The following is a 16743-nucleotide window of genomic DNA, read 5'->3' as shown; positions in this document are numbered from 1 at the left end:
TTGCCCGTTAAAACAATTTCGCCAATTCTCCGATCCCTTCCTTTAATTGTTCTTCCGTTAAACTGGCATAACCCAGGCGAAGTCCGTTTACCGGTTGATGATAACTGTAATTTTCCGGCAACAGTATCCGGATGCCTTTCTGTTGTAATTTCTTATCCGCCAATTGCCAGTTCACGGGTTGGTGAGGTATGATCCAGAACGCCAGGCCGCCATCCGGTATATTAAAAGAGGCTTTGCCTGCAAGCTTTTTCTCTAATACAGATGCTACAAAATCCCGTTTGAGTTTATAAAACTGGGTTGCTTTTTTCAGGTGACGTTTAATGGTACCATCCTGCACCAATTGCAAAACGGCCTGTTCCATAATAGAGTCGCCCTGTACATCAATGATCCTGCGAAGGGCGCTGATTTTTTCTAAGACTCTTTTGTCCTTACTGGCCAGGTAGCCGATGCGTAATGCGGGCGCCACTACTTTGCTCATAGTGCCGATATACACATAGTTTTTCAGTTCCGCGTAACTGCATAGCGGGAGTATGGGGCGATAACCAAAATGAAACTCGTTATCATAGTCATCTTCTATGATCGTGAAATTATGCGTATTGGATAAACGGATCAGCTCCAGCCGCCTCTTTAAACTCAAGGTAACGGTAGTAGGGTATTGGTGATGCGGTGTGGTATACAGGGCCTTTACCGTATATTTTTTCAGGTACTTTACGATATCCTCCGTTACCAGGCCTTCTTCATCTACACGGACAGGTAACAGTTTAGCGCCTGTATTTTCAAAAGCTTTCCAGGCGGGTTTATAACCGGGGTTCTCCACCATCACGTAGTCACCTTTTTCAAAGAGGCAGTGGGCGGTAAGGAACATGGCCATCTGGCTGCCTCTTGTAATACAGAGTTGTTCCTCGTTCAGCTGCATGCCCCGCTGGAGGTTTAACATCAGTGCCATCGCTTTCCTGAATTCCGGGTCACCCATTTCATTACCATAACCCATCATCTGCCACCGGGCTTTCCGGTTAAAAAGCTGCCGGTAGGCTCTTGCCAGGGCTGCAACAGGTGCAATTTTACTATCGGGGGAGCCATCATCAAAATTGATACGAAAGGAAGTTTTAGTAGGCTCCTGAGAGGTTTGGATGGTATGCCGCCGGTAGCTTTTGGATAACAGTGGTAATGTTTCAGCAACAAAAGTTCCGCTTCTTTCCTTCGCGATCAGCCATTCTTCATTCAGTAATACATTCAGGGCTTCCACAATGGTATTCCGGTTGAGGGCCAGGTCTTTTGCCATGGCCCGGCTTCCGGGTAAGGCGGTACCTCTTTTTAACCGTCCTGATTGTATGTCTGCGATAATGGCATCCGCTACCTGTAAATAAACGGCTTTATCACAATCATAATTCAACTGTATTTCCAATTTCCAAGGTCTGAGCATCTGGACTACCAATTTATTAAAAAACTGTATCAGTGTAATAGTCCAAAGCTACAATAGTTTTGTACGGCAAACACATCGTAAACCATAAAATTTAAAAATTATGTCAACATCAGTAACAGGTACATCATCGGCAGCACAAGCCGATCAGAAACAGTTCAGTTCAAAGGATTTTCACCAAACCTTTGCCCGCCCGGTGTATGTTAAGCCCTCCCATGTTATTCATAAAAATGTAGAACGGGCCGGTGAGCATAACCAGTTCTCCACAGAAAGGAAACATCCTGTTTTCTTTGTCGACCTGCCCAGTAAGAATGTAAGTATGACCATTGGAGGATTATTGCCCGGTCAGCTGACCAACCGCCACCGGCATACTTATGAAACGGTATTGTATGTAATAGAAGGCAAGGGCTGGACAGAGATAGAAGGAGAGCGGGTGGAATGGCAGGCAGGTGATGCGGTGTATATTCCTTCCTGGGCCTGGCACAGGCACCAGAATACCAGTGACAGCGAACCGGCTAAATACATAGCCTGCGAAAATGCGCCGCAACTGCAGAATTTGGGTGTGGCATTAAGAGAGGAAGAAGGAAGAGATCTGTAATTCCGTTTTATAACATTTTAAATTTATCAGTACAATGAAGCATATACCTTTTCATGGGGTGATCGCATACCCGGTTACACCGTTTACCGGAAAAGAAAAAGTTGATATAGCCCTTTTCAAAACAATGGTGGAACGTTTGGTGATTACCGGCGCGCATGGTATAGCCCCGCTTGGCAGTACAGGTGTATTACCTTACCTGTCGGACGAAGAGAAAGAAGCGGTGACCGAAGCCTGTATACAACAGGTAGGGGGCAGGGTGCCCACACTGGTTGGCGTTTCAAACCTTACAACGGAGAAGACCATTTACCATGCCCGGTTTGCGGAAAGGGCAGGAGCAACGGCCGTCATGATCATCCCGATGAGCTACTGGAAGCTGACCGATGATGAAATTGTAGCACATTATGATGCGGTAGCCGCCAGTATATCCATACCTATCATGGCTTACAATAACCCCGCAACCAGCGGTGTGGATATGTCTCCGGCACTATTAAAAAGATTATTGAAGATCCCCAATGTAACCATGATCAAAGAGAGTACAGGCGATGTACAACGTATGCACACATTACGTAAGGAGCTGGGGGAAGAAGTGGCATTTTATAACGGAGCCAACCCTCTTGCTTTGGCCGCATTTGCAGCCGGCGCAAATGGCTGGTGTACCGCAGCGCCTAACCTGATACCTGCACTTAATATAGCCTTATATGATGCAGTCCGCGAGAATGACCTGGAAAAAGCACAACAGTTGTTTTACGAACAATTTGATCTATTGAAGTTCATTGTAGCCAAAGGATTACCAAGGGCCGTAAAAGCCGGACTAACGCTCTTAGGTGAAGAAGGCGGACATTTACGCAATCCTTTAAAACCTTTGACGGATAAGGAGGTCATTGAATTGGAAACAATACTTTCCCCGCTCCGAGAAAGATCCATACCGGCTCAACAGCTTATTTCAGGCTGCTAAGCACTTCCTTCCTTTATTATTTCAACCCTTAAAAATAATTAAATCATGAAGAAAGCGATCTTTTATCATGCAGGCTGTCCTGTTTGTGTCAGCGCTGAACAGGATATTTTAAACCTTATTCCCCGCGACCAGGTAACAGTAGTGCACCTGGGCAGTGAAAAATTAAAAGTGCAGGAAGCCGAAGCCGCCGGGGTGCGATCGGTGCCGGCACTGGTATGGCCAATGGCAATGTACTGCATATCAATTTTGGCGCTGCTATAGAGGAATTAAAATAAAAAGGTCCGGAACCAGCCGGCATCAGGCCGGGCCTTGTGTTAAAAAAATAATTATCAATAATTGATCATAATGAGTTATACAATAAAGAAAGCCAGTCTTGAAGACCTGGATGAAACAGCAGCACTATTTAATCTTTACCGTGTATTTTACCGCCAGCCCTCTGACCTGGAAAAAGGAAAAGCTTTTTTAAAGGAACGTTTCCTGAACAGTGAATCCGATATTTTCCTGGTAATGACCGGGGGAAAAGCCGTTGGGTTTGTGCAGTTATACAAACTGTTCCATTATACCCGGTTACAAAAACAATGGCTGTTAAGCGACCTGTTTGTGCATCCTGATTACAGGGGTAAAGGTTTTTCAGTAGCATTAATTGACCGCAGCAAACAATGGTGTGAAGAAACGGGGGCCTGCGGACTGATGCTGGAAACAGAGAAAACAAATGATATCGGCAACCGGCTTTATCCGCGTTGCGGTTTTGAATACGATGGGTTACACAACTATTATCATTGGTGGAAGTAGGAGTACATAAAACGGCAGGTTTATACCTGCCGTTATTTTTGATGCAATGCTGAGTCCGGATATTTACCAACCTGTCCTGGTTATATCCCGCTTTATATTTTGCTGCCGGATACATATAACATTATACCGGGGCTCCCAGTTGACTGAACGTATATCCCACCAGTGCCGAAGCTATCATAGCTAAAGTACCCCAAATGCAAATTCTTAATACAGATTTAAGGATAGAGGAGCCTCCCGCTTTTGCCGCAAAAATACCAGATGCAGCGAGGAACAGGATGGAACTGATATATTGTATCACCACCATATTATGCAGGGGCGCTGTGAATGAGACCAATAAAGGAAGTAATCCTCCTACTACAAAGGAGGCCGCTGAAGCAAAAGCCGCCTGTAAAGGTTTGGCTTTGGTAATTTCGTTAATACCTAATTCATCACGGGCATGCGCTTCGAGCGCATTATGCTGTGTAAGTTGTTTTGCCACTTCCATGGCCAGGGCGGGAGTTAGTCCACGGGCCTGGTAAATGGAAGCCAGTTCTTTTAATTCCTCTTCCGGCATTTGTTCCAACTCTGCTTTCTCCCTCGAAAGGTCAGCATTTTCTACATCGGACTGGGAACTTACCGAAACATATTCACCGGCGGCCATGGAAAGGGCGCCTGCTACCACGCCTGCCACTGTGGCTAGTACTATTGCTTCACGACCCGGATTAGCGGCGGCAATACCGATTGCAAGACTGGCAGTTGAAAGTATGCCGTCGTTGGCGCCCAGTACACTTGCACGCAACCAGCCGCTTCTTCCCATATAATGTTGTTCGTTCTCCATTGTGTACTACTTAAAAGTTAAATGTAAGGCAAGGCTATTGGCCGGCATCTGTATGTTTTTTGTATAGTGCCCGTATCTTAATTCAGCAGATGAAAGGCCTTTTATCCCGAATATACCTTTTACCGGTGTCCTTTTCAGCCCTGCTCCCAGAAAGTTACTATTAAACCTGGAGAGGTCAAAATTGCCGGTATAATAAGTATGTGCAGGATAGGATATGAATAGCAAAAATACCATTCAGGTATATAAGAAGTACTGTTATAATTTTTTATAATACAAGTGTATTGTATGTTTACATTACCGTACCAATATAGCGGCGTGTGAGCATTGTTGAAGCCAGGTACACTATATAATGGTGCGTATGCCTTGTTTTCCTGTATAGGGAGACCAGGTGAACAGCCGGAGTAGCAATAACCCTCCTCTAAATTTTAGCTACATCCCGCCAGGTTTTAATTTCAGTATGCTAAAGCTGGAATTCTAAAAAATAGCAAGCAAAAAATACAAAATCAACACCGCTAACACAAAAACATCACTGATGATCACAAAATTTATGCAAAACACCCTGGAAAGGATAGTTACTAAAGTACAGTCCGGACTATTAGCAGCAGGCCTGCTTTTAACCATGTTCACCGCTACTGCCCAAACAAGGGACTATGGCGATGCCCCCAATTCATATGCAACAACCACTGCCGGCAGCGGACCCTCGCATTTACCCGTTGCCTATAATGCAGTTGCTAAAACTGCCGCACTTATGCTTGGCTCCCGTATTGACCTGGAGGCTGATGGTATACCCGGTACGCTGGCAACAGGCGATGATACCGACGATATGGATGACGAGGATGCCATCACCCGGTTCCCGTTACTCATTCCGGGCGCTACTTCCTACAGTGTAACACTAACAGTAACCAATACCACAGGAACCGCGGCTACGGTTACCGGCTGGATAGATTTTAATAAAAGCGGGACCTTTGAAGCAGGGGAGTTTGCTACTGCCACCGTGGCCAGTGGCGCTACTACTGTTACGCTTAGCTGGTCAGGCTTTCCGGCTGTAGCAAATTTTGGTTATATCTATGCACGTTTCCGTATAGCGGCCAATGCTGCCGAAATAGCTTTGCCAACAGGCGCTGCCAGTACAGGCGAAGTAGAGGATCACCGGTTTTTTATCGGGCGACCTGTTTCCGGCACCGTGTTTAATGACCTTGACCGTAATACCAGGATCAATGCCGGTACAGAAACATTCACCGCTCTTCCTGCTCCTTTATATGTATACACGGTGAACGGTGGTGCAATAGTAGATTCGGCACATGTGGCGGCAAACGGTGCTTATGCATTGCGTGCACCTGCAGGCCTGGGTTCTACGATAGAGCTTTCTACTGTACAATACCCGATCGGGTACGTGATAAATGCATCGAATATAATTGACCATACGCCACCGGCCGGTTGGGTAACCACCGGTGAAAATGTCAGCGGTACCAATACCGGTAATGGTGACCTGTCGCCTGATGGCATACTCTCTGTATCCCTTCCCAATGGTACTACCAGCCTGGCGGGCAGAAATTTCGGCATAACCTGTAAACGTGCCGGCACCAACAGCAGTGCGGACATTTGTGCAAGCGAAACTTCAGTAATGCTTTTGCTGGGATTCCTGCCGGATGCAGATAATGGCGGAACCTGGTCACAGCTGACGGGATCGGGCATTAACTTTAATGCAGCGGCCGGAACAATACAGTTAACCAGTACTGCCACTACCAGTACTTACCAATATACCATGCCCGGAACAACAGATTGTGCCCCCAGCTCAAGTGTTGTAACGATTGTTGTAAGAGCAATTCCTGTGCATTACCAGAGTATTACCATCTGTGAGGGACAATCAGTATGTATCACTAACCCGGGGGGAAGCAGCCGGATATTACAGGCAGCAGAAACGGTTTGTTATACAACCAGTGGTGTTTATTCTGATACGCTGGTAGGGGCAGGCCAATATGGTTGCGATAGCATAGTGGTAACCACTTTAACGGTAGTACCACCGCCGGCATTGACCGTTACGCATGCTTCCTGTACAGGTGTAGGTTCAATAGCCATTACGTCTCCTACAGGAGCCGGTTACACCTATAGTATCAATAATATCACTTACCAGTCAACACCTGAATTTAAAAATCTTCTTCCCGGCACTTATACAGTATATGTAAAAAACAGTGCTGCAAGCTGTGTTACTTCGGCCTCTGCCACTATACTGACCACTACCTGTACTTCATTGCCTGTAAGCATGACCAGTTTTGATGCGTATAAAAAGGGTAATACGGTAGCCTTGACCTGGACCACCGCTACGGAGCAAAATAATAAAGGGTTCGTGGTGGAACGAAGTGCGGATGGCATAAGCTGGAAGACTATCGGCACGGTCAATAGCCAGGCAATAAACGGCAACAGTAATACAAAACTGGAATACAGTTATACTGATAAGCTGCCTGTTACCGGAAATAATTTCTATCGCCTGAAACAAATTGACTTTGATAGCAGAACGGTATATAGCCAGGCACAACTGGTTACCTGGAGTAATGGACATAATATTTCTGTGTATCCTAACCCGGTTACATATGAATTAACCATTGAAGGTGCTGAGCTGAAGGGAAGCCATGTGCGTATATTCAACGCTATGGGACAGCAACTTCATCTGGTAACGGTACAGTCAAATGACAATTTTGTTCGTATAAATGTTTCTAAGTTAACAGGAGGCGTTTATTATATTACTGTTACGGACAACAACAACAAAGTAATCACCAACCAAAAATTCTTTAAAAAATAAATAGCTGGTGCAGGTCTTCCGCGTGAGTCTTGCACCAGATTCAAAATAAATTGTTTACATATACCATGCCTCATCCCGACCAGGTCTTCTGCAGGAAGACCTGTGTCTTTTAAGCCGGTACAGTATCAGGAATTAAGGCGCGATTAGTTATCTGTTGTAAGCAGGTTATTTTTTTTCATCCAGTGCTTACACCAGGTAAACCAGTTATCGGTATAACCGGAACCGGAGATACCAAACCCATGGCCACCGGATTGCAGGATATGTACTTCACCGTGCACACCGGCTTTTACCATGGCTTCAAAAAAACGAAGGCTGTTCTTAACGGGAATTACGTCATCATCAGCTGCATGTACCAGGAATGTGCGGGGTGTTCCGGCGCTTACCTGTTTGTCAGTACTGTATAAATCTAAAGCCTCTTTGGAAGGTTTTTTCCCTATCAGGTTCTCCCTGGTGCGGGATATGGCCGGATCATAAATAATGACGGGGTAGAGGAGTATCATAAAATCAGGTACAAGAGATACCTTTTCCTTGTTGTCGATCACCACCCTGTTGGGCTGTGTACCCACAGTGCTTACAAGGTGACCTCCGGCGGAGAGGCCCACCATGCCTATTTTTTGCGGGTCGATATGCCATTCAGCGGCTTTTGTACGAACCATTTTAATAGCGGCCTGTGCGTCCTGTAATGGGCCGATGGTCTTATCTTTCATGATCTTATCGCTGGGTAAACGATACTTTACCACGAAAGCGGTCACCCCGGCTTGGTTAAAAGCCTTTGCGATCTCTATACATTTTTTGGGAGCCAGCACAAAATAACCTCCACCGGCAAAAAGGATGACGGCAGTACCATTGGCTTTTGCTTTTTCGGGAAAGTAAACCGAGATGGTTGGTACACTCACATTACTGATCAACCCGGCACTGTCAGTTGCTTCTATATAATCTGCGGGTGTTTTCTTTGCATTGGGAATTAGATCGGTGTACAGGGGCAATTCCAGGTCCTGGGAGTAGGAAACAGTAATAAATAACAGGGAAAGGATCAGGGTGATAATTTGTTTCATTGTTGTACCGTTGAAATGACTATGGTAAAAGAGTGCATCAAAACTAGGGTATCACCGTCGTAGCAAATGTGCAGAAATGCTCAATTTATATATGCGCTTTTCTAAAGGCCAGCGGCTGAACGCCATAAAAAGATTTAAAAGCCCGGCAGAAAGCACTGAAATTCTCAAAGCCACAATCCCAGCTTATTTCCTGCACCGTTTTAGCAGGATTTTTGAGTTGTGCGGCGGCATGTTCCAGCCTGATCTGTATAAGGTATTGGTAGGGAGTGGTTTTAAAAACCGATTTAAACTGCCTGATCAACTGGGGAACCGATAAACAGGCCGTAAGGCTCAGCATATCCAGGTCGGGTTTATCCATATAGCTGGAATGGAGTATGTCTTTCACAATACAGAGCCGTTTATATATTTCAATTTTTGTTCCCGGTTTGACAGCCGATACCTCTGTTGCTTTTTTTGATCCTGTTATAAGTGTACGGATAAGATAATGAAGAAAGAAAACAAGCTGTTCCTCCGTGGCGGTATGGTAGCCATCATTTTCCAGGCCGGTTATCAGCTTCTTCAGCCGTTGCCGCAGTTCCGGTTCCATCACATGGAGTGTTTGAAAAAACTCGGGTTGTGCCGGGTGCCCGGCAAAAGGACTGTCCAGCAATTCAGTATCATTCTTTAAAATATCACTGAAAACGGCGGCCGCGAATGTTTCTTTAAAAAATACGGATATGCCTTTAACAGGGTCCTTTGTATCAATATTGCAGGAATAATGTTGTTCATTGTTGAGAATGAGGAATTGCCCGGGGCGTACTGCCAGCCTGTGATGATTAATGCCATACCATTCTTCACCGCTTAAAACTGTTTTTAGTGAAAGACAGCCCACATGGTCATCGCAAAAGCTATAACTGCTGACAGTATTAAAGATAACATTATGCGCTTTAAACCTGCCAAAGTGATGGACCGCATCAAAATCGGGACTGGCATGATCAGGAAGTGAGGTGATATACATATTGGTAGTTATCCTGGCCGGGACATATGCAATATAATCATTCCCGGCGGAAATGTAGACCGGAGTACAGCAAGATGCGGTGTACAAATAAAGACGCAGGTTTGGCCCTGCAAAGATTTTTATGAGGCATTGTTTCCCGCTGTAAAACATAATAAACAGTCAGGCTGGAGCCTTAGGGCTGCCGTGGCATCATTATTGACCAGTATTAAAATATATTGCTGAGTCCTTATGGAAATAAACCCTATCATAATTGGTATTTTGGCCGGATGCTTAACGGCAGTAGCCATGATACCGCAGCTGGTAAAAATTATCACACAGAAAAAAGCAGAACAAATATCCCTGGGCATGGTGATCATTCTTATTACAGGATTATCATGCTGGGTATGGTATGGCATATTGATAAACGATTACCCGGTGATCATCACCAATGCCTTTTCTATATTGGTCAACCTGCTCATTATTATTTTCTCATTGAAGTATAAAAAGAAGTAAAAGCCGGCTGCGGTATTATAACCAATAATTGGGATAACTATTTTTTTGAAAATAAAAGCAGGCAGCCTAAAAATGGTATAAAGCTTGCATGCTGTTTTATTCTTAAAAATTTGTTTTATTATTTTAAACAAAATTAAAATGATCATAAAGATCGGACAACTCAGCACTGCCATTATCACTGTCGAAAACAGGCCTGTTATCCGTTTGGGAGTAGAAAGTACCATTAATAAATATGCACCTTTACTGGGTGAGCCGCTCGATTTTCATAATGTCCGGAAGATACAGGAAGAGCAATGGCTGGAGGCTTTGGCTGTTCTGCAGTTAACGGATCTGTTTTACGATGAAAAAAGCGGGCTGTTCCGGAAAGACGGCGATATTTCTCCGCTGTTCCGGGAACACCTTGACCAGGTTAACCATGCGTATGAAGTTTTTTCCGGAGCCTATAAGCAGTACCTCAATGCAAACATTGCCAGTGTAGGCATTGATGGTAAACTCACACAATTGATACCTGCTGCGGAATATTATATTGGCGGACATCTTAAATGGATGCGCTTCTGGATGGATTATGCCATAAAATTCTGCTCAAAGCCTGTTATCGCCAATGTGGAATATATGGAGGTGGGTAAAACTATCCTGCAATAAATCACAAGCAGCGGTAAAGCAGCAAACGTTCGCCTGTTACATGTTTAAACAACAATCGCTTTGGCATACAGGAGCTACCTTTTACGGGTTCGGGTTTCATGTTTACATAACTTGCCGGTATTGCTGTTAAGTGGTACATTTGAATTACCCAAAAATAAACACCCATGGCACTTATCAATCCTCATGTTAATTTCAACGGTAATGCCGAAGAGGCATTTACCTTTTACCAATCAGTATTTGGCGGAACTTTTGCGAAGGTTATTCGCTTTAAGGACCTGGCCAGTGATGAATTTCCTGTAGCAGCAAAAGAAGAGAACAAGATCATGCATATTGAGCTGCCTATAGGGAAAATGAATAAGCTGATGGGAAATGATGTTCCGGAAGTATTAGGCAAAGTAAATGAGCAGGAGAACCGGAGTAAAATATCCATCAGTACCGAAAGTAAAGACGAAGCGGATAAACTATTCAATGGTCTTTCCGCCGGAGGTGCAGTAGAATATCCTCTTGGAGACAGTCCCTGGGGTACGTATTTTGGTATGTTCCGGGATAAATATGGTATTGAATGGATGGTAGAGTTCGATGCAAATGGTAATTCAAACCAGTAAACGAGAGCTTATCCAGGTCTGTCCTACATTACTAAATAGTGAACCAAATCATGCAGTGCATTCCGGGAAGTTATAACCGGAGTTTCATCCTGGTTGTTATTGGTGTAACGAAGAGTATGATGTTGTGGAAAACATCACATGAAAGGCTCTCAGGCTATTAAACAAGTTCTACCTGTAATGCTTTAGACCGGACGATATTTTTATAGACATGTTTTAAATCATCAGGTAAGAACGAAATATCAATCCATGAATTTACGGTGTTTAACTGTTTTTTAAAACGGGATAAAACATTGTTAACAGTCTTTGCCGGAATCTTTAGTTTCTCTGCCAGTATCATAAAATCGGCCAGTTTTAATTTCCGCTGTTTAGCGTTGAGTGTTAAGGCTATTTCGTCCAAATCTTCAGGCAGGGCTAATTGGGTACACAACAAATCATAGGCAGGTGATAATTGTAAATTACCTTCCGGTGAGCTGAGCAGTGAAAAGTTTTTTAAATGCATATCCGCATTTCCGGTAAGAAAACAGAAAAGGGTATATTCAAAAAAACGAATGGCATCCAACCCGGGCTGTGTCGAATACCGGAGAATGGTTTTGCCAACCTTTTCCATAGAGCCTCTGTACTTATCACTGGTTAGTGTTTCGGTTAGCTGGCACATATCTTCCAGGGCCAGTTTTTCTTTGTCATTACGATCAAAACGTTTGGTAATATAAGCGAGTTCCCCGGATGATAAACGTATTAAACTATGCTCCGCTACTGATAAACCAAAGGCCCCGGCCAGTTGCATGGTAAGGTCTTCGTTTTCCGGCAATGCTTTAAATTCGGCGGTAGGTGGTTTTAAAATAAAGTTACCCCAAAGACCTACAATGGTAAACCTGGAATTTTTGGGGTCACCGGGTGTTGGTTCTATGCTTAAAGATAATTTAGGCTGTACACCGGTAACGGCTATACTTTTTAATACAATGGCTTGAGCCATTTCCTGCATTTCATCCTGGCTGATGGCTAAAGCCGGTGGTACCGGTGAGCCGAAAAACTGCCTGCTGCAAGCCGGGTGAAAATCCCCGCCTGTTTCATCGGTGGGTTGGTAACAATATAAACAACGTTTACTCATGATAAGTCTTCGTTTTGAATCCTTTCCACACTCACGGCCCCTATACAATCCTTACATACCGTCAGCAAAAGCTCCATACGATCCGCCGGGTTAAGTTTCCAGTTTTTAACAGTAATATCCAGTAACCATCCTTCAGGGATCAGGCCGTCAAAAAAGGGAAACAGCGTATAGCTGTGATACGGTTCCTGTCGTAACGGCAAGGTCTGGCTAACGGGTATGGCTTGCCGGCTATCAATATAATGCTGGTAATAGCTAAACCCATAACCATCTTCGTCCTGCCAGACTTCACCGGCAGGGATATCCTTAAAAAATACTTTTCCGGAGCGTCTCATGATTCCTGATCTTGTTCTTTTATATAGTCTATTGAATTATGTTCAATGGTCTGTAGTAAATCTTTATCTTTTGTTTCCTTATATTTTTTTGCCAGGTTGTTGGGAATAAACCACCATTCCACAATTTGCCCGTTTTGCAGGATAGGTCCGAGGATAATGCCATAGAGTTTCGTTCTGTTTTTCAGCAAAATTTCTACAGCAATATTGCTATAGTTCCTGGCTATATCATAAGGATCCCATATCGTTTCAGTATTGGGTAACATCCGATGCCCAAACAAACCAAGTACCTGGTTCACTTTATCCAATCGTAAAGATTCCTTACCTTGTTCCATATCACGGATAAAACGCAGGCCAACGCCGGCTTTTTCGGCCAGTTCCTCTTGTGTCATATTGGTTCTTTTGCGCTGGTATTTAATAAAATCCGAAATACTATTATTCATCATAATATACCTTTTCAGGTATAAATTTAATAAAATTTATTTAAATATACCATTTCGGGTATAATTTTATTTAATATGTTTATTTTATACCCTATAGGGGATAATTATTAAAGATTTACCAACACTTTTCTAAAGGACATTTTTTATAAAATATACTAAATCATTAAGAATTCTAGGAATATTCTATCTCATATAATTTATTTTCTACCTGATGAAAAAAGGCGGCTTCAACAAAAGCTGCTATAATCGTATTATTGCACTGATTAACCCCGTAAAAGCATGTTTCGTCATATTGGTACCAGGCGGAATTTTATACACAATCTGCGCCTGGCTGTATTACTGTGTTTTACCGCAGGCTTTGTGAACGCCTGTGGCTTTCTGGCTTTTGCCACACTTACCACAAATGTTACCGGGCATGCGGCCATCCTGGCGGTTAAGATAACAGAAGCAGATCTTACAGGAGTATTGGTCATTCTTGTCTGGCTTTTATTGTTTTTAACCGGTGCGTTTTTATCCAGTTTTTATATTCATAAAGTCGGTCGTGATAAGGTATATGCTTACACTTTACCCATGATGGTCGAGATCCTCATTTTATTGGCAGTGGCCCTATGGGGGCATAATTATGGCAACTCCATTATCAAACATGAGCTTTTCCCGGGAAGTTTGTTATTTGCAATGGGCGTACAGAATGCGATGGTGTCCATGGTCTCAGGATCCGTGGTACGTACCACACACCTCACAGGCATCTTTACAGATCTGGGAATAGATCTGTCTGTATTGGCACAAACTGCTGACGGTACTGCCGGAGAATTGAAAAAGAGGATTTATCTGCGGGTGATGATCATTGTTTTTTTCCTGGTAGGTGGGATTGCCGGTGGCTTTTTATATCATGCATTAAAGAATACTGCCTTTTTAATACCGGCCGGTGTATTGGTCATCACGATTGTTTATGATTATTTCAGGGTGAGGTGGAGACGAAAATGGTTACATGCTATGAGAAGAAAAAACCAATGATCCGGTGTAAGCTTACAATAGTAGTACTACAGTTGACACCATAAAAAAAGAGATACAAACGTATCTCTTTAGTGAACCGGATTGGTTCTTAAATATGGTCTATTTTACTGACTTTCGGGGCCTTTGGCTTCGGTTTAGGTATTACTTATTGCTTCCACTGTTTGTTTATAATTAAATTTTATATATTGCTTCCATAATAGATGCAAGCGTGAAAAAACACTACAAAGGGTCAATTAAAATGGACTAATGAAAAAATAAACCTATACTATAATAAAATAGTTTCATTCTTTAACATTTCGGCTTTTCTCATATCTTTTCCAAAGGTTCTCAAGTAAAGTATGTTACGATATTTCTTTCCGTCAATTAAGGCTTCATAATCTATAAGTAATAATACATAAAATACAGTACAGCCATTTTTTATATTTGTTTTTGTAACAGGATCTAAGAAATAATTAAAAGGGAAAGACGACGTAACATATGCAGACTCTTTAACCAAGTAAAGGTTTTTTTCTAAATGTTTGAGATTGGAGATTGTCTTCATCATACTATCAATACCATATTCAACTTGTGATAAAGCATAGTTGTATTGGAAAAGACGAGCTACATGGTTGCCAAGATTACTTATATTAACAGCAGCTGTAAGTCTATCTGGTCCATATATGTCTAACCATTCAAAATTCGATAAAGTGACGAAAGGTTTATTAACCAATAAAAATTGTTCTGTAGACTTTTGCTGTGCTGTATCAGATTTTGCTAAAGCGTAAACTGAAGATATCCAAGATTTATGTGCTATATAAATACTATATGCAGTTACTGCTATTATTATTATCTGAAATGCTAAATTTAGTCTAGTTTTCCTTGTCCATATATTATCATCTGTCTCTTTAAACATTTCAGATAGATCATTGGAGTCTATCTCAAGATGAATTGGTTTGTCGGTTGTAATAATTATCCTAGGAGGAAGTTTTTCTTTTTTATTTTTATCTTTCATTTTCTTTACTTATAATTATTAATTTTTATCACAAAAGATTTTTCAAACCATGTACCTGTACTTCCAATTACAACTGTAGTTAGATTATTATCACGTGTTAGTTCACTAAACCATTTAAAGTTTATGATTGTTAGTAAACGCTTGTTATTATTTACTTTTAAATCATTAACAATGACATCTTTTTTTCTTTATCGAAGCTTAAATTAAGATCTTGAAATCCTTCATTTTTTGCAATAAGGAGATTAAATGGAAGCTCTTTTTCAAGCGACATTACTTTATCAATTTCATTTGGAGATGGCATTGTATCGGAGAGTAAAATTGCTCTTTTTACAGAAATGATTCTTGCCGGAAAAGTGCCAAAATTTTGGATACTAATTTTTGATGATTGATCATTATTGGAAAGAAAATTATTCCATCCAAAATATGTCACAGCGATAATTGGAGTATTTAGCAAATAGAACTGTGTGTCTTGTCTAGCACGATCTTTATCCGTCTGCTCGATGGTCTTAGTACTAATATCAAAAGCTCTAATAGAATATAAAAGGGACAGGAATGTTAATACCACCATACAAAAATTTGAGATACCTGATATTAGAGATGGTGATATCTTCTTTTTATTTGGTTTGTTTTTTTGAGTTACGGTAGTTAATGTTATTTGTGCTTGTAAAGGCTTCTGACTATAAATTCTTACGCCCTTTCGAATGTCGTTTCGATTCATCTCAATTATTGTTAATTCTATTAAATAATAAAATAAAACATTCTCTTTTAGTTTATTTTTATTGTATGAAAAAGGTCACCCTTATTGGCATTGGTATATCGGTTAATCAAATGAGGCCCTACAAAAAAGAGTTGGAAACTTTGATCAGCCAAGGTAATATGTTAGTGGGTTCATGCGGGAAAGCTTTAAAAGGTATTCCTGGAAGTGTGGCTGCACAAACTCATGATGCTTTGAGTTGGCAGTTAGATCTGGAGAAAAAAAATCGGGATGTGCTAAACGGAAAGCATTAAACAATAATCCTTCCTGTTTTCTCAATTCTTGTTTTAATAATTCATTTTGTTCTCCTAATTCAAAAAGCATTTGCTTAATAGCATTCTCCCTTTGTTCTGGTGTAAATTGTTCAGTCATTGTTAATGGTTGTGCTTTAGTTATCTATTTCAAATAATGCAAGCTGTATTGGTTTTTTCCATACAACACGGAGCGGTGGCGGTTTTCCTAATCGCCGGCGGTTCCGGTTCGTTTTATAGGGTGGTCAGTGTTTCCCGTGGATCCATGGAGTTTAATCAATTCATTATGTGCTTCTAAAAGTTGATTATATTTTTTCGAACAGTTCAATGTACTTAGGTTAAGGTTTTTTTATAGAAAGATAGTAAAAAAATAATACTTCAGCACCTAATTATATAGCTGTGTTGATTGCGTCAGGATTCCAAAGAATACTCCTAATTATATGGCATGCTCAATAGCGAACCGAAAGATGCAGGGTGCGACGCAACGGAAGTCTCATAATAGTACTACAGTTGATACCATAAAAAAAGAGATACAAATGTATCTCTTTAGTGAACCGGATTGGATTCGAACCAATGACCTACTGCTTAGAAGGCAGTTGCTCTATCCAGCTGAGCTACCGGTCCGTTCGGAAAGGGCTGCAATTTAGTTAAAAATTGCTTATAGCCGGTCTTTACAGGTT

At 41.9% G+C, this 16743-nt stretch carries 19 protein-coding genes and 1 tRNA gene; 9 read left to right on the top strand and 11 right to left on the bottom strand.

Annotated elements, in window-relative coordinates; all coding sequences use genetic code 11:
* Nucleotides 1-7: 7 nt before the first annotated feature.
* Nucleotides 8-1423, bottom strand: coding sequence for a MocR-like pyridoxine biosynthesis transcription factor PdxR (pdxR, locus tag ACFS6H_RS16760; RefSeq protein WP_386101568.1), 1416 nt, complete (start codon nucleotides 1421-1423; stop codon nucleotides 8-10).
* Nucleotides 1424-1523: 100 nt separating this feature from the next.
* On the opposite strand from pdxR, the gene ACFS6H_RS16755 reads away from it, so the two are divergent.
* The 4 genes from ACFS6H_RS16755 to ACFS6H_RS16740 all read left to right on the top strand — a co-directional run bounded on the left by ACFS6H_RS16755 (nucleotide 1524) and on the right by ACFS6H_RS16740 (nucleotide 3765).
* On the top strand, nucleotides 1524-2018 hold the full coding sequence (locus tag ACFS6H_RS16755) for a cupin domain-containing protein (RefSeq protein ID WP_386101565.1): 495 nt from the start codon (nucleotides 1524-1526) through the stop codon (nucleotides 2016-2018).
* A gap of 34 nt (nucleotides 2019-2052) precedes the next feature.
* A complete protein-coding gene (locus ACFS6H_RS16750; protein ID WP_386101562.1) occupies nucleotides 2053-2973 on the top strand; it encodes a dihydrodipicolinate synthase family protein in 921 nt (306 codons plus the stop codon).
* A 45-nt stretch (nucleotides 2974-3018) separates the two neighbouring features.
* Nucleotides 3019-3234, top strand: a complete 216-nt coding sequence (locus tag ACFS6H_RS16745) for a thioredoxin family protein (protein ID WP_386101559.1) — start codon at nucleotides 3019-3021, stop codon at nucleotides 3232-3234.
* An 84-nt stretch (nucleotides 3235-3318) separates the two neighbouring features.
* Entirely contained in the window at nucleotides 3319-3765 is a 447-nt protein-coding gene (locus tag ACFS6H_RS16740) for a GNAT family N-acetyltransferase (RefSeq protein WP_386101556.1), read from the top strand.
* A 121-nt stretch (nucleotides 3766-3886) separates the two neighbouring features.
* Here ACFS6H_RS16740 and ACFS6H_RS16735 read toward each other — a convergent pair whose 3' ends face one another.
* Entirely contained in the window at nucleotides 3887-4582 is a 696-nt protein-coding gene (locus tag ACFS6H_RS16735; protein ID WP_386101553.1) for a VIT1/CCC1 transporter family protein, read from the bottom strand.
* A gap of 532 nt (nucleotides 4583-5114) precedes the next feature.
* Here ACFS6H_RS16735 and ACFS6H_RS16730 point away from each other — a divergent pair.
* Nucleotides 5115-7382, top strand: coding sequence for a T9SS type A sorting domain-containing protein (locus ACFS6H_RS16730; protein ID WP_386101550.1), 2268 nt, complete (start codon nucleotides 5115-5117; stop codon nucleotides 7380-7382).
* 143 nt (nucleotides 7383-7525) lie between these two features.
* Here ACFS6H_RS16730 and ACFS6H_RS16725 read toward each other — a convergent pair whose 3' ends face one another.
* Both ACFS6H_RS16725 and ACFS6H_RS16720 read right to left on the bottom strand, forming a co-directional pair.
* A complete protein-coding gene (locus ACFS6H_RS16725) occupies nucleotides 7526-8437 on the bottom strand; it encodes an alpha/beta hydrolase (RefSeq protein WP_386101547.1) in 912 nt (303 codons plus the stop codon).
* Between the two features lie 85 nt (nucleotides 8438-8522).
* Entirely contained in the window at nucleotides 8523-9434 is a 912-nt protein-coding gene (locus ACFS6H_RS16720; protein ID WP_386101544.1) for a helix-turn-helix transcriptional regulator, read from the bottom strand.
* Between the two features lie 228 nt (nucleotides 9435-9662).
* Between ACFS6H_RS16720 and ACFS6H_RS16715 the strand changes: the two genes are divergently transcribed.
* The 3 genes from ACFS6H_RS16715 (at nucleotide 9663) to ACFS6H_RS16705 (ending at nucleotide 11173) form a co-directional block, all read left to right on the top strand.
* Complete coding sequence (locus ACFS6H_RS16715; protein WP_386101541.1) at nucleotides 9663-9926, top strand: SemiSWEET transporter; 264 nt, start codon at nucleotides 9663-9665, stop codon at nucleotides 9924-9926.
* Between the two features lie 138 nt (nucleotides 9927-10064).
* Nucleotides 10065-10568 (top strand): hypothetical protein, encoded by a 504-nt coding sequence (locus ACFS6H_RS16710; protein ID WP_386101538.1) that lies wholly within the window; start codon nucleotides 10065-10067, stop codon nucleotides 10566-10568.
* Between the two features lie 164 nt (nucleotides 10569-10732).
* Nucleotides 10733-11173 carry a VOC family protein gene (locus ACFS6H_RS16705; protein ID WP_386101535.1) on the top strand — a complete coding sequence of 147 codons (441 nt, stop codon included), beginning with the start codon at nucleotides 10733-10735 and terminating at the stop codon, nucleotides 11171-11173.
* 157 nt (nucleotides 11174-11330) lie between these two features.
* Here ACFS6H_RS16705 and ACFS6H_RS16700 read toward each other — a convergent pair whose 3' ends face one another.
* The 3 genes from ACFS6H_RS16700 to ACFS6H_RS16690 are packed head-to-tail and all read right to left on the bottom strand — an operon-like array spanning nucleotide 11331 to nucleotide 13056.
* On the bottom strand, nucleotides 11331-12281 hold the full coding sequence (locus ACFS6H_RS16700) for a HipA domain-containing protein (protein ID WP_386101532.1): 951 nt from the start codon (nucleotides 12279-12281) through the stop codon (nucleotides 11331-11333).
* Nucleotides 12278-12613, bottom strand: coding sequence for a HipA N-terminal domain-containing protein (locus tag ACFS6H_RS16695; protein ID WP_386101529.1), 336 nt, complete (start codon nucleotides 12611-12613; stop codon nucleotides 12278-12280). The genes ACFS6H_RS16700 and ACFS6H_RS16695 overlap by 4 nt, the downstream gene beginning before the upstream one ends.
* Nucleotides 12610-13056, bottom strand: coding sequence for a helix-turn-helix transcriptional regulator (locus ACFS6H_RS16690; protein ID WP_386101526.1), 447 nt, complete (start codon nucleotides 13054-13056; stop codon nucleotides 12610-12612). Before ACFS6H_RS16690 ends, ACFS6H_RS16695 begins: the two co-directional genes overlap by 4 nt.
* Before the next feature lie 276 nt (nucleotides 13057-13332).
* On the opposite strand from ACFS6H_RS16690, the gene ACFS6H_RS16685 reads away from it, so the two are divergent.
* Complete coding sequence (locus tag ACFS6H_RS16685; protein ID WP_386101523.1) at nucleotides 13333-14067, top strand: YoaK family protein; 735 nt, start codon at nucleotides 13333-13335, stop codon at nucleotides 14065-14067.
* Nucleotides 14068-14332: 265 nt separating this feature from the next.
* On the opposite strand, the gene ACFS6H_RS16680 is transcribed toward ACFS6H_RS16685, so the two are convergent.
* The 4 genes from ACFS6H_RS16680 to ACFS6H_RS16665 form a co-directional block, all read right to left on the bottom strand.
* Nucleotides 14333-15058 (bottom strand): hypothetical protein, encoded by a 726-nt coding sequence (locus ACFS6H_RS16680; RefSeq protein WP_386101520.1) that lies wholly within the window; start codon nucleotides 15056-15058, stop codon nucleotides 14333-14335.
* 157 nt (nucleotides 15059-15215) lie between these two features.
* Nucleotides 15216-15776, bottom strand: coding sequence for a hypothetical protein (locus tag ACFS6H_RS16675; RefSeq protein WP_386101517.1), 561 nt, complete (start codon nucleotides 15774-15776; stop codon nucleotides 15216-15218).
* Nucleotides 15777-15920: 144 nt separating this feature from the next.
* Nucleotides 15921-16184, bottom strand: coding sequence for a hypothetical protein (locus tag ACFS6H_RS16670; protein WP_386101514.1), 264 nt, complete (start codon nucleotides 16182-16184; stop codon nucleotides 15921-15923).
* Nucleotides 16185-16613: 429 nt separating this feature from the next.
* Nucleotides 16614-16687: transfer RNA gene (locus ACFS6H_RS16665), tRNA-Arg, on the bottom strand.
* Nucleotides 16688-16743 lie beyond the last annotated feature (56 nt).

This window comes from Terrimonas rubra, assembly GCF_042686025.1.
GTDB classification, from domain to species: domain Bacteria; phylum Bacteroidota; class Bacteroidia; order Chitinophagales; family Chitinophagaceae; genus Terrimonas; species Terrimonas rubra.
This window is presented reverse-complemented; position numbering and strand designations above follow the sequence as displayed.

Excerpts from the sequence above, each read along its gene's own strand:
- ACFS6H_RS16745 (WP_386101559.1), top strand. The coding sequence starts at position 3,019 with ATGAAGAAAGCGATCTTTTATCATGCAGGCTGTCCTGTTTGTGTCAGC.
- pdxR (WP_386101568.1), bottom strand. The coding sequence starts at position 1,423 with ATGCTCAGACCTTGGAAATTGGAAATACAGTTGAATTATGATTGTGAT.
- ACFS6H_RS16740 (WP_386101556.1), top strand. The coding sequence starts at position 3,319 with ATGAGTTATACAATAAAGAAAGCCAGTCTTGAAGACCTGGATGAAACA.
- ACFS6H_RS16675 (WP_386101517.1), bottom strand. The coding sequence starts at position 15,776 with ATGAATCGAAACGACATTCGAAAGGGCGTAAGAATTTATAGTCAGAAG.
- ACFS6H_RS16725 (WP_386101547.1), bottom strand. The coding sequence starts at position 8,437 with ATGAAACAAATTATCACCCTGATCCTTTCCCTGTTATTTATTACTGTT.
- ACFS6H_RS16735 (WP_386101553.1), bottom strand. The coding sequence starts at position 4,582 with ATGGAGAACGAACAACATTATATGGGAAGAAGCGGCTGGTTGCGTGCA.
- ACFS6H_RS16695 (WP_386101529.1), bottom strand. The coding sequence starts at position 12,613 with ATGAGACGCTCCGGAAAAGTATTTTTTAAGGATATCCCTGCCGGTGAA.
- ACFS6H_RS16680 (WP_386101520.1), bottom strand. The coding sequence starts at position 15,058 with ATGAAAGATAAAAATAAAAAAGAAAAACTTCCTCCTAGGATAATTATT.
- ACFS6H_RS16750 (WP_386101562.1), top strand. The coding sequence starts at position 2,053 with ATGAAGCATATACCTTTTCATGGGGTGATCGCATACCCGGTTACACCG.
- ACFS6H_RS16705 (WP_386101535.1), top strand. The coding sequence starts at position 10,733 with ATGGCACTTATCAATCCTCATGTTAATTTCAACGGTAATGCCGAAGAG.
- ACFS6H_RS16670 (WP_386101514.1), bottom strand. The coding sequence starts at position 16,184 with ATGACTGAACAATTTACACCAGAACAAAGGGAGAATGCTATTAAGCAA.
- ACFS6H_RS16755 (WP_386101565.1), top strand. The coding sequence starts at position 1,524 with ATGTCAACATCAGTAACAGGTACATCATCGGCAGCACAAGCCGATCAG.
- ACFS6H_RS16730 (WP_386101550.1), top strand. The coding sequence starts at position 5,115 with ATGATCACAAAATTTATGCAAAACACCCTGGAAAGGATAGTTACTAAA.
- ACFS6H_RS16720 (WP_386101544.1), bottom strand. The coding sequence starts at position 9,434 with ATGTATATCACCTCACTTCCTGATCATGCCAGTCCCGATTTTGATGCG.
- ACFS6H_RS16690 (WP_386101526.1), bottom strand. The coding sequence starts at position 13,056 with ATGATGAATAATAGTATTTCGGATTTTATTAAATACCAGCGCAAAAGA.
- ACFS6H_RS16710 (WP_386101538.1), top strand. The coding sequence starts at position 10,065 with ATGATCATAAAGATCGGACAACTCAGCACTGCCATTATCACTGTCGAA.
- ACFS6H_RS16715 (WP_386101541.1), top strand. The coding sequence starts at position 9,663 with ATGGAAATAAACCCTATCATAATTGGTATTTTGGCCGGATGCTTAACG.
- ACFS6H_RS16685 (WP_386101523.1), top strand. The coding sequence starts at position 13,333 with ATGTTTCGTCATATTGGTACCAGGCGGAATTTTATACACAATCTGCGC.
- ACFS6H_RS16700 (WP_386101532.1), bottom strand. The coding sequence starts at position 12,281 with ATGAGTAAACGTTGTTTATATTGTTACCAACCCACCGATGAAACAGGC.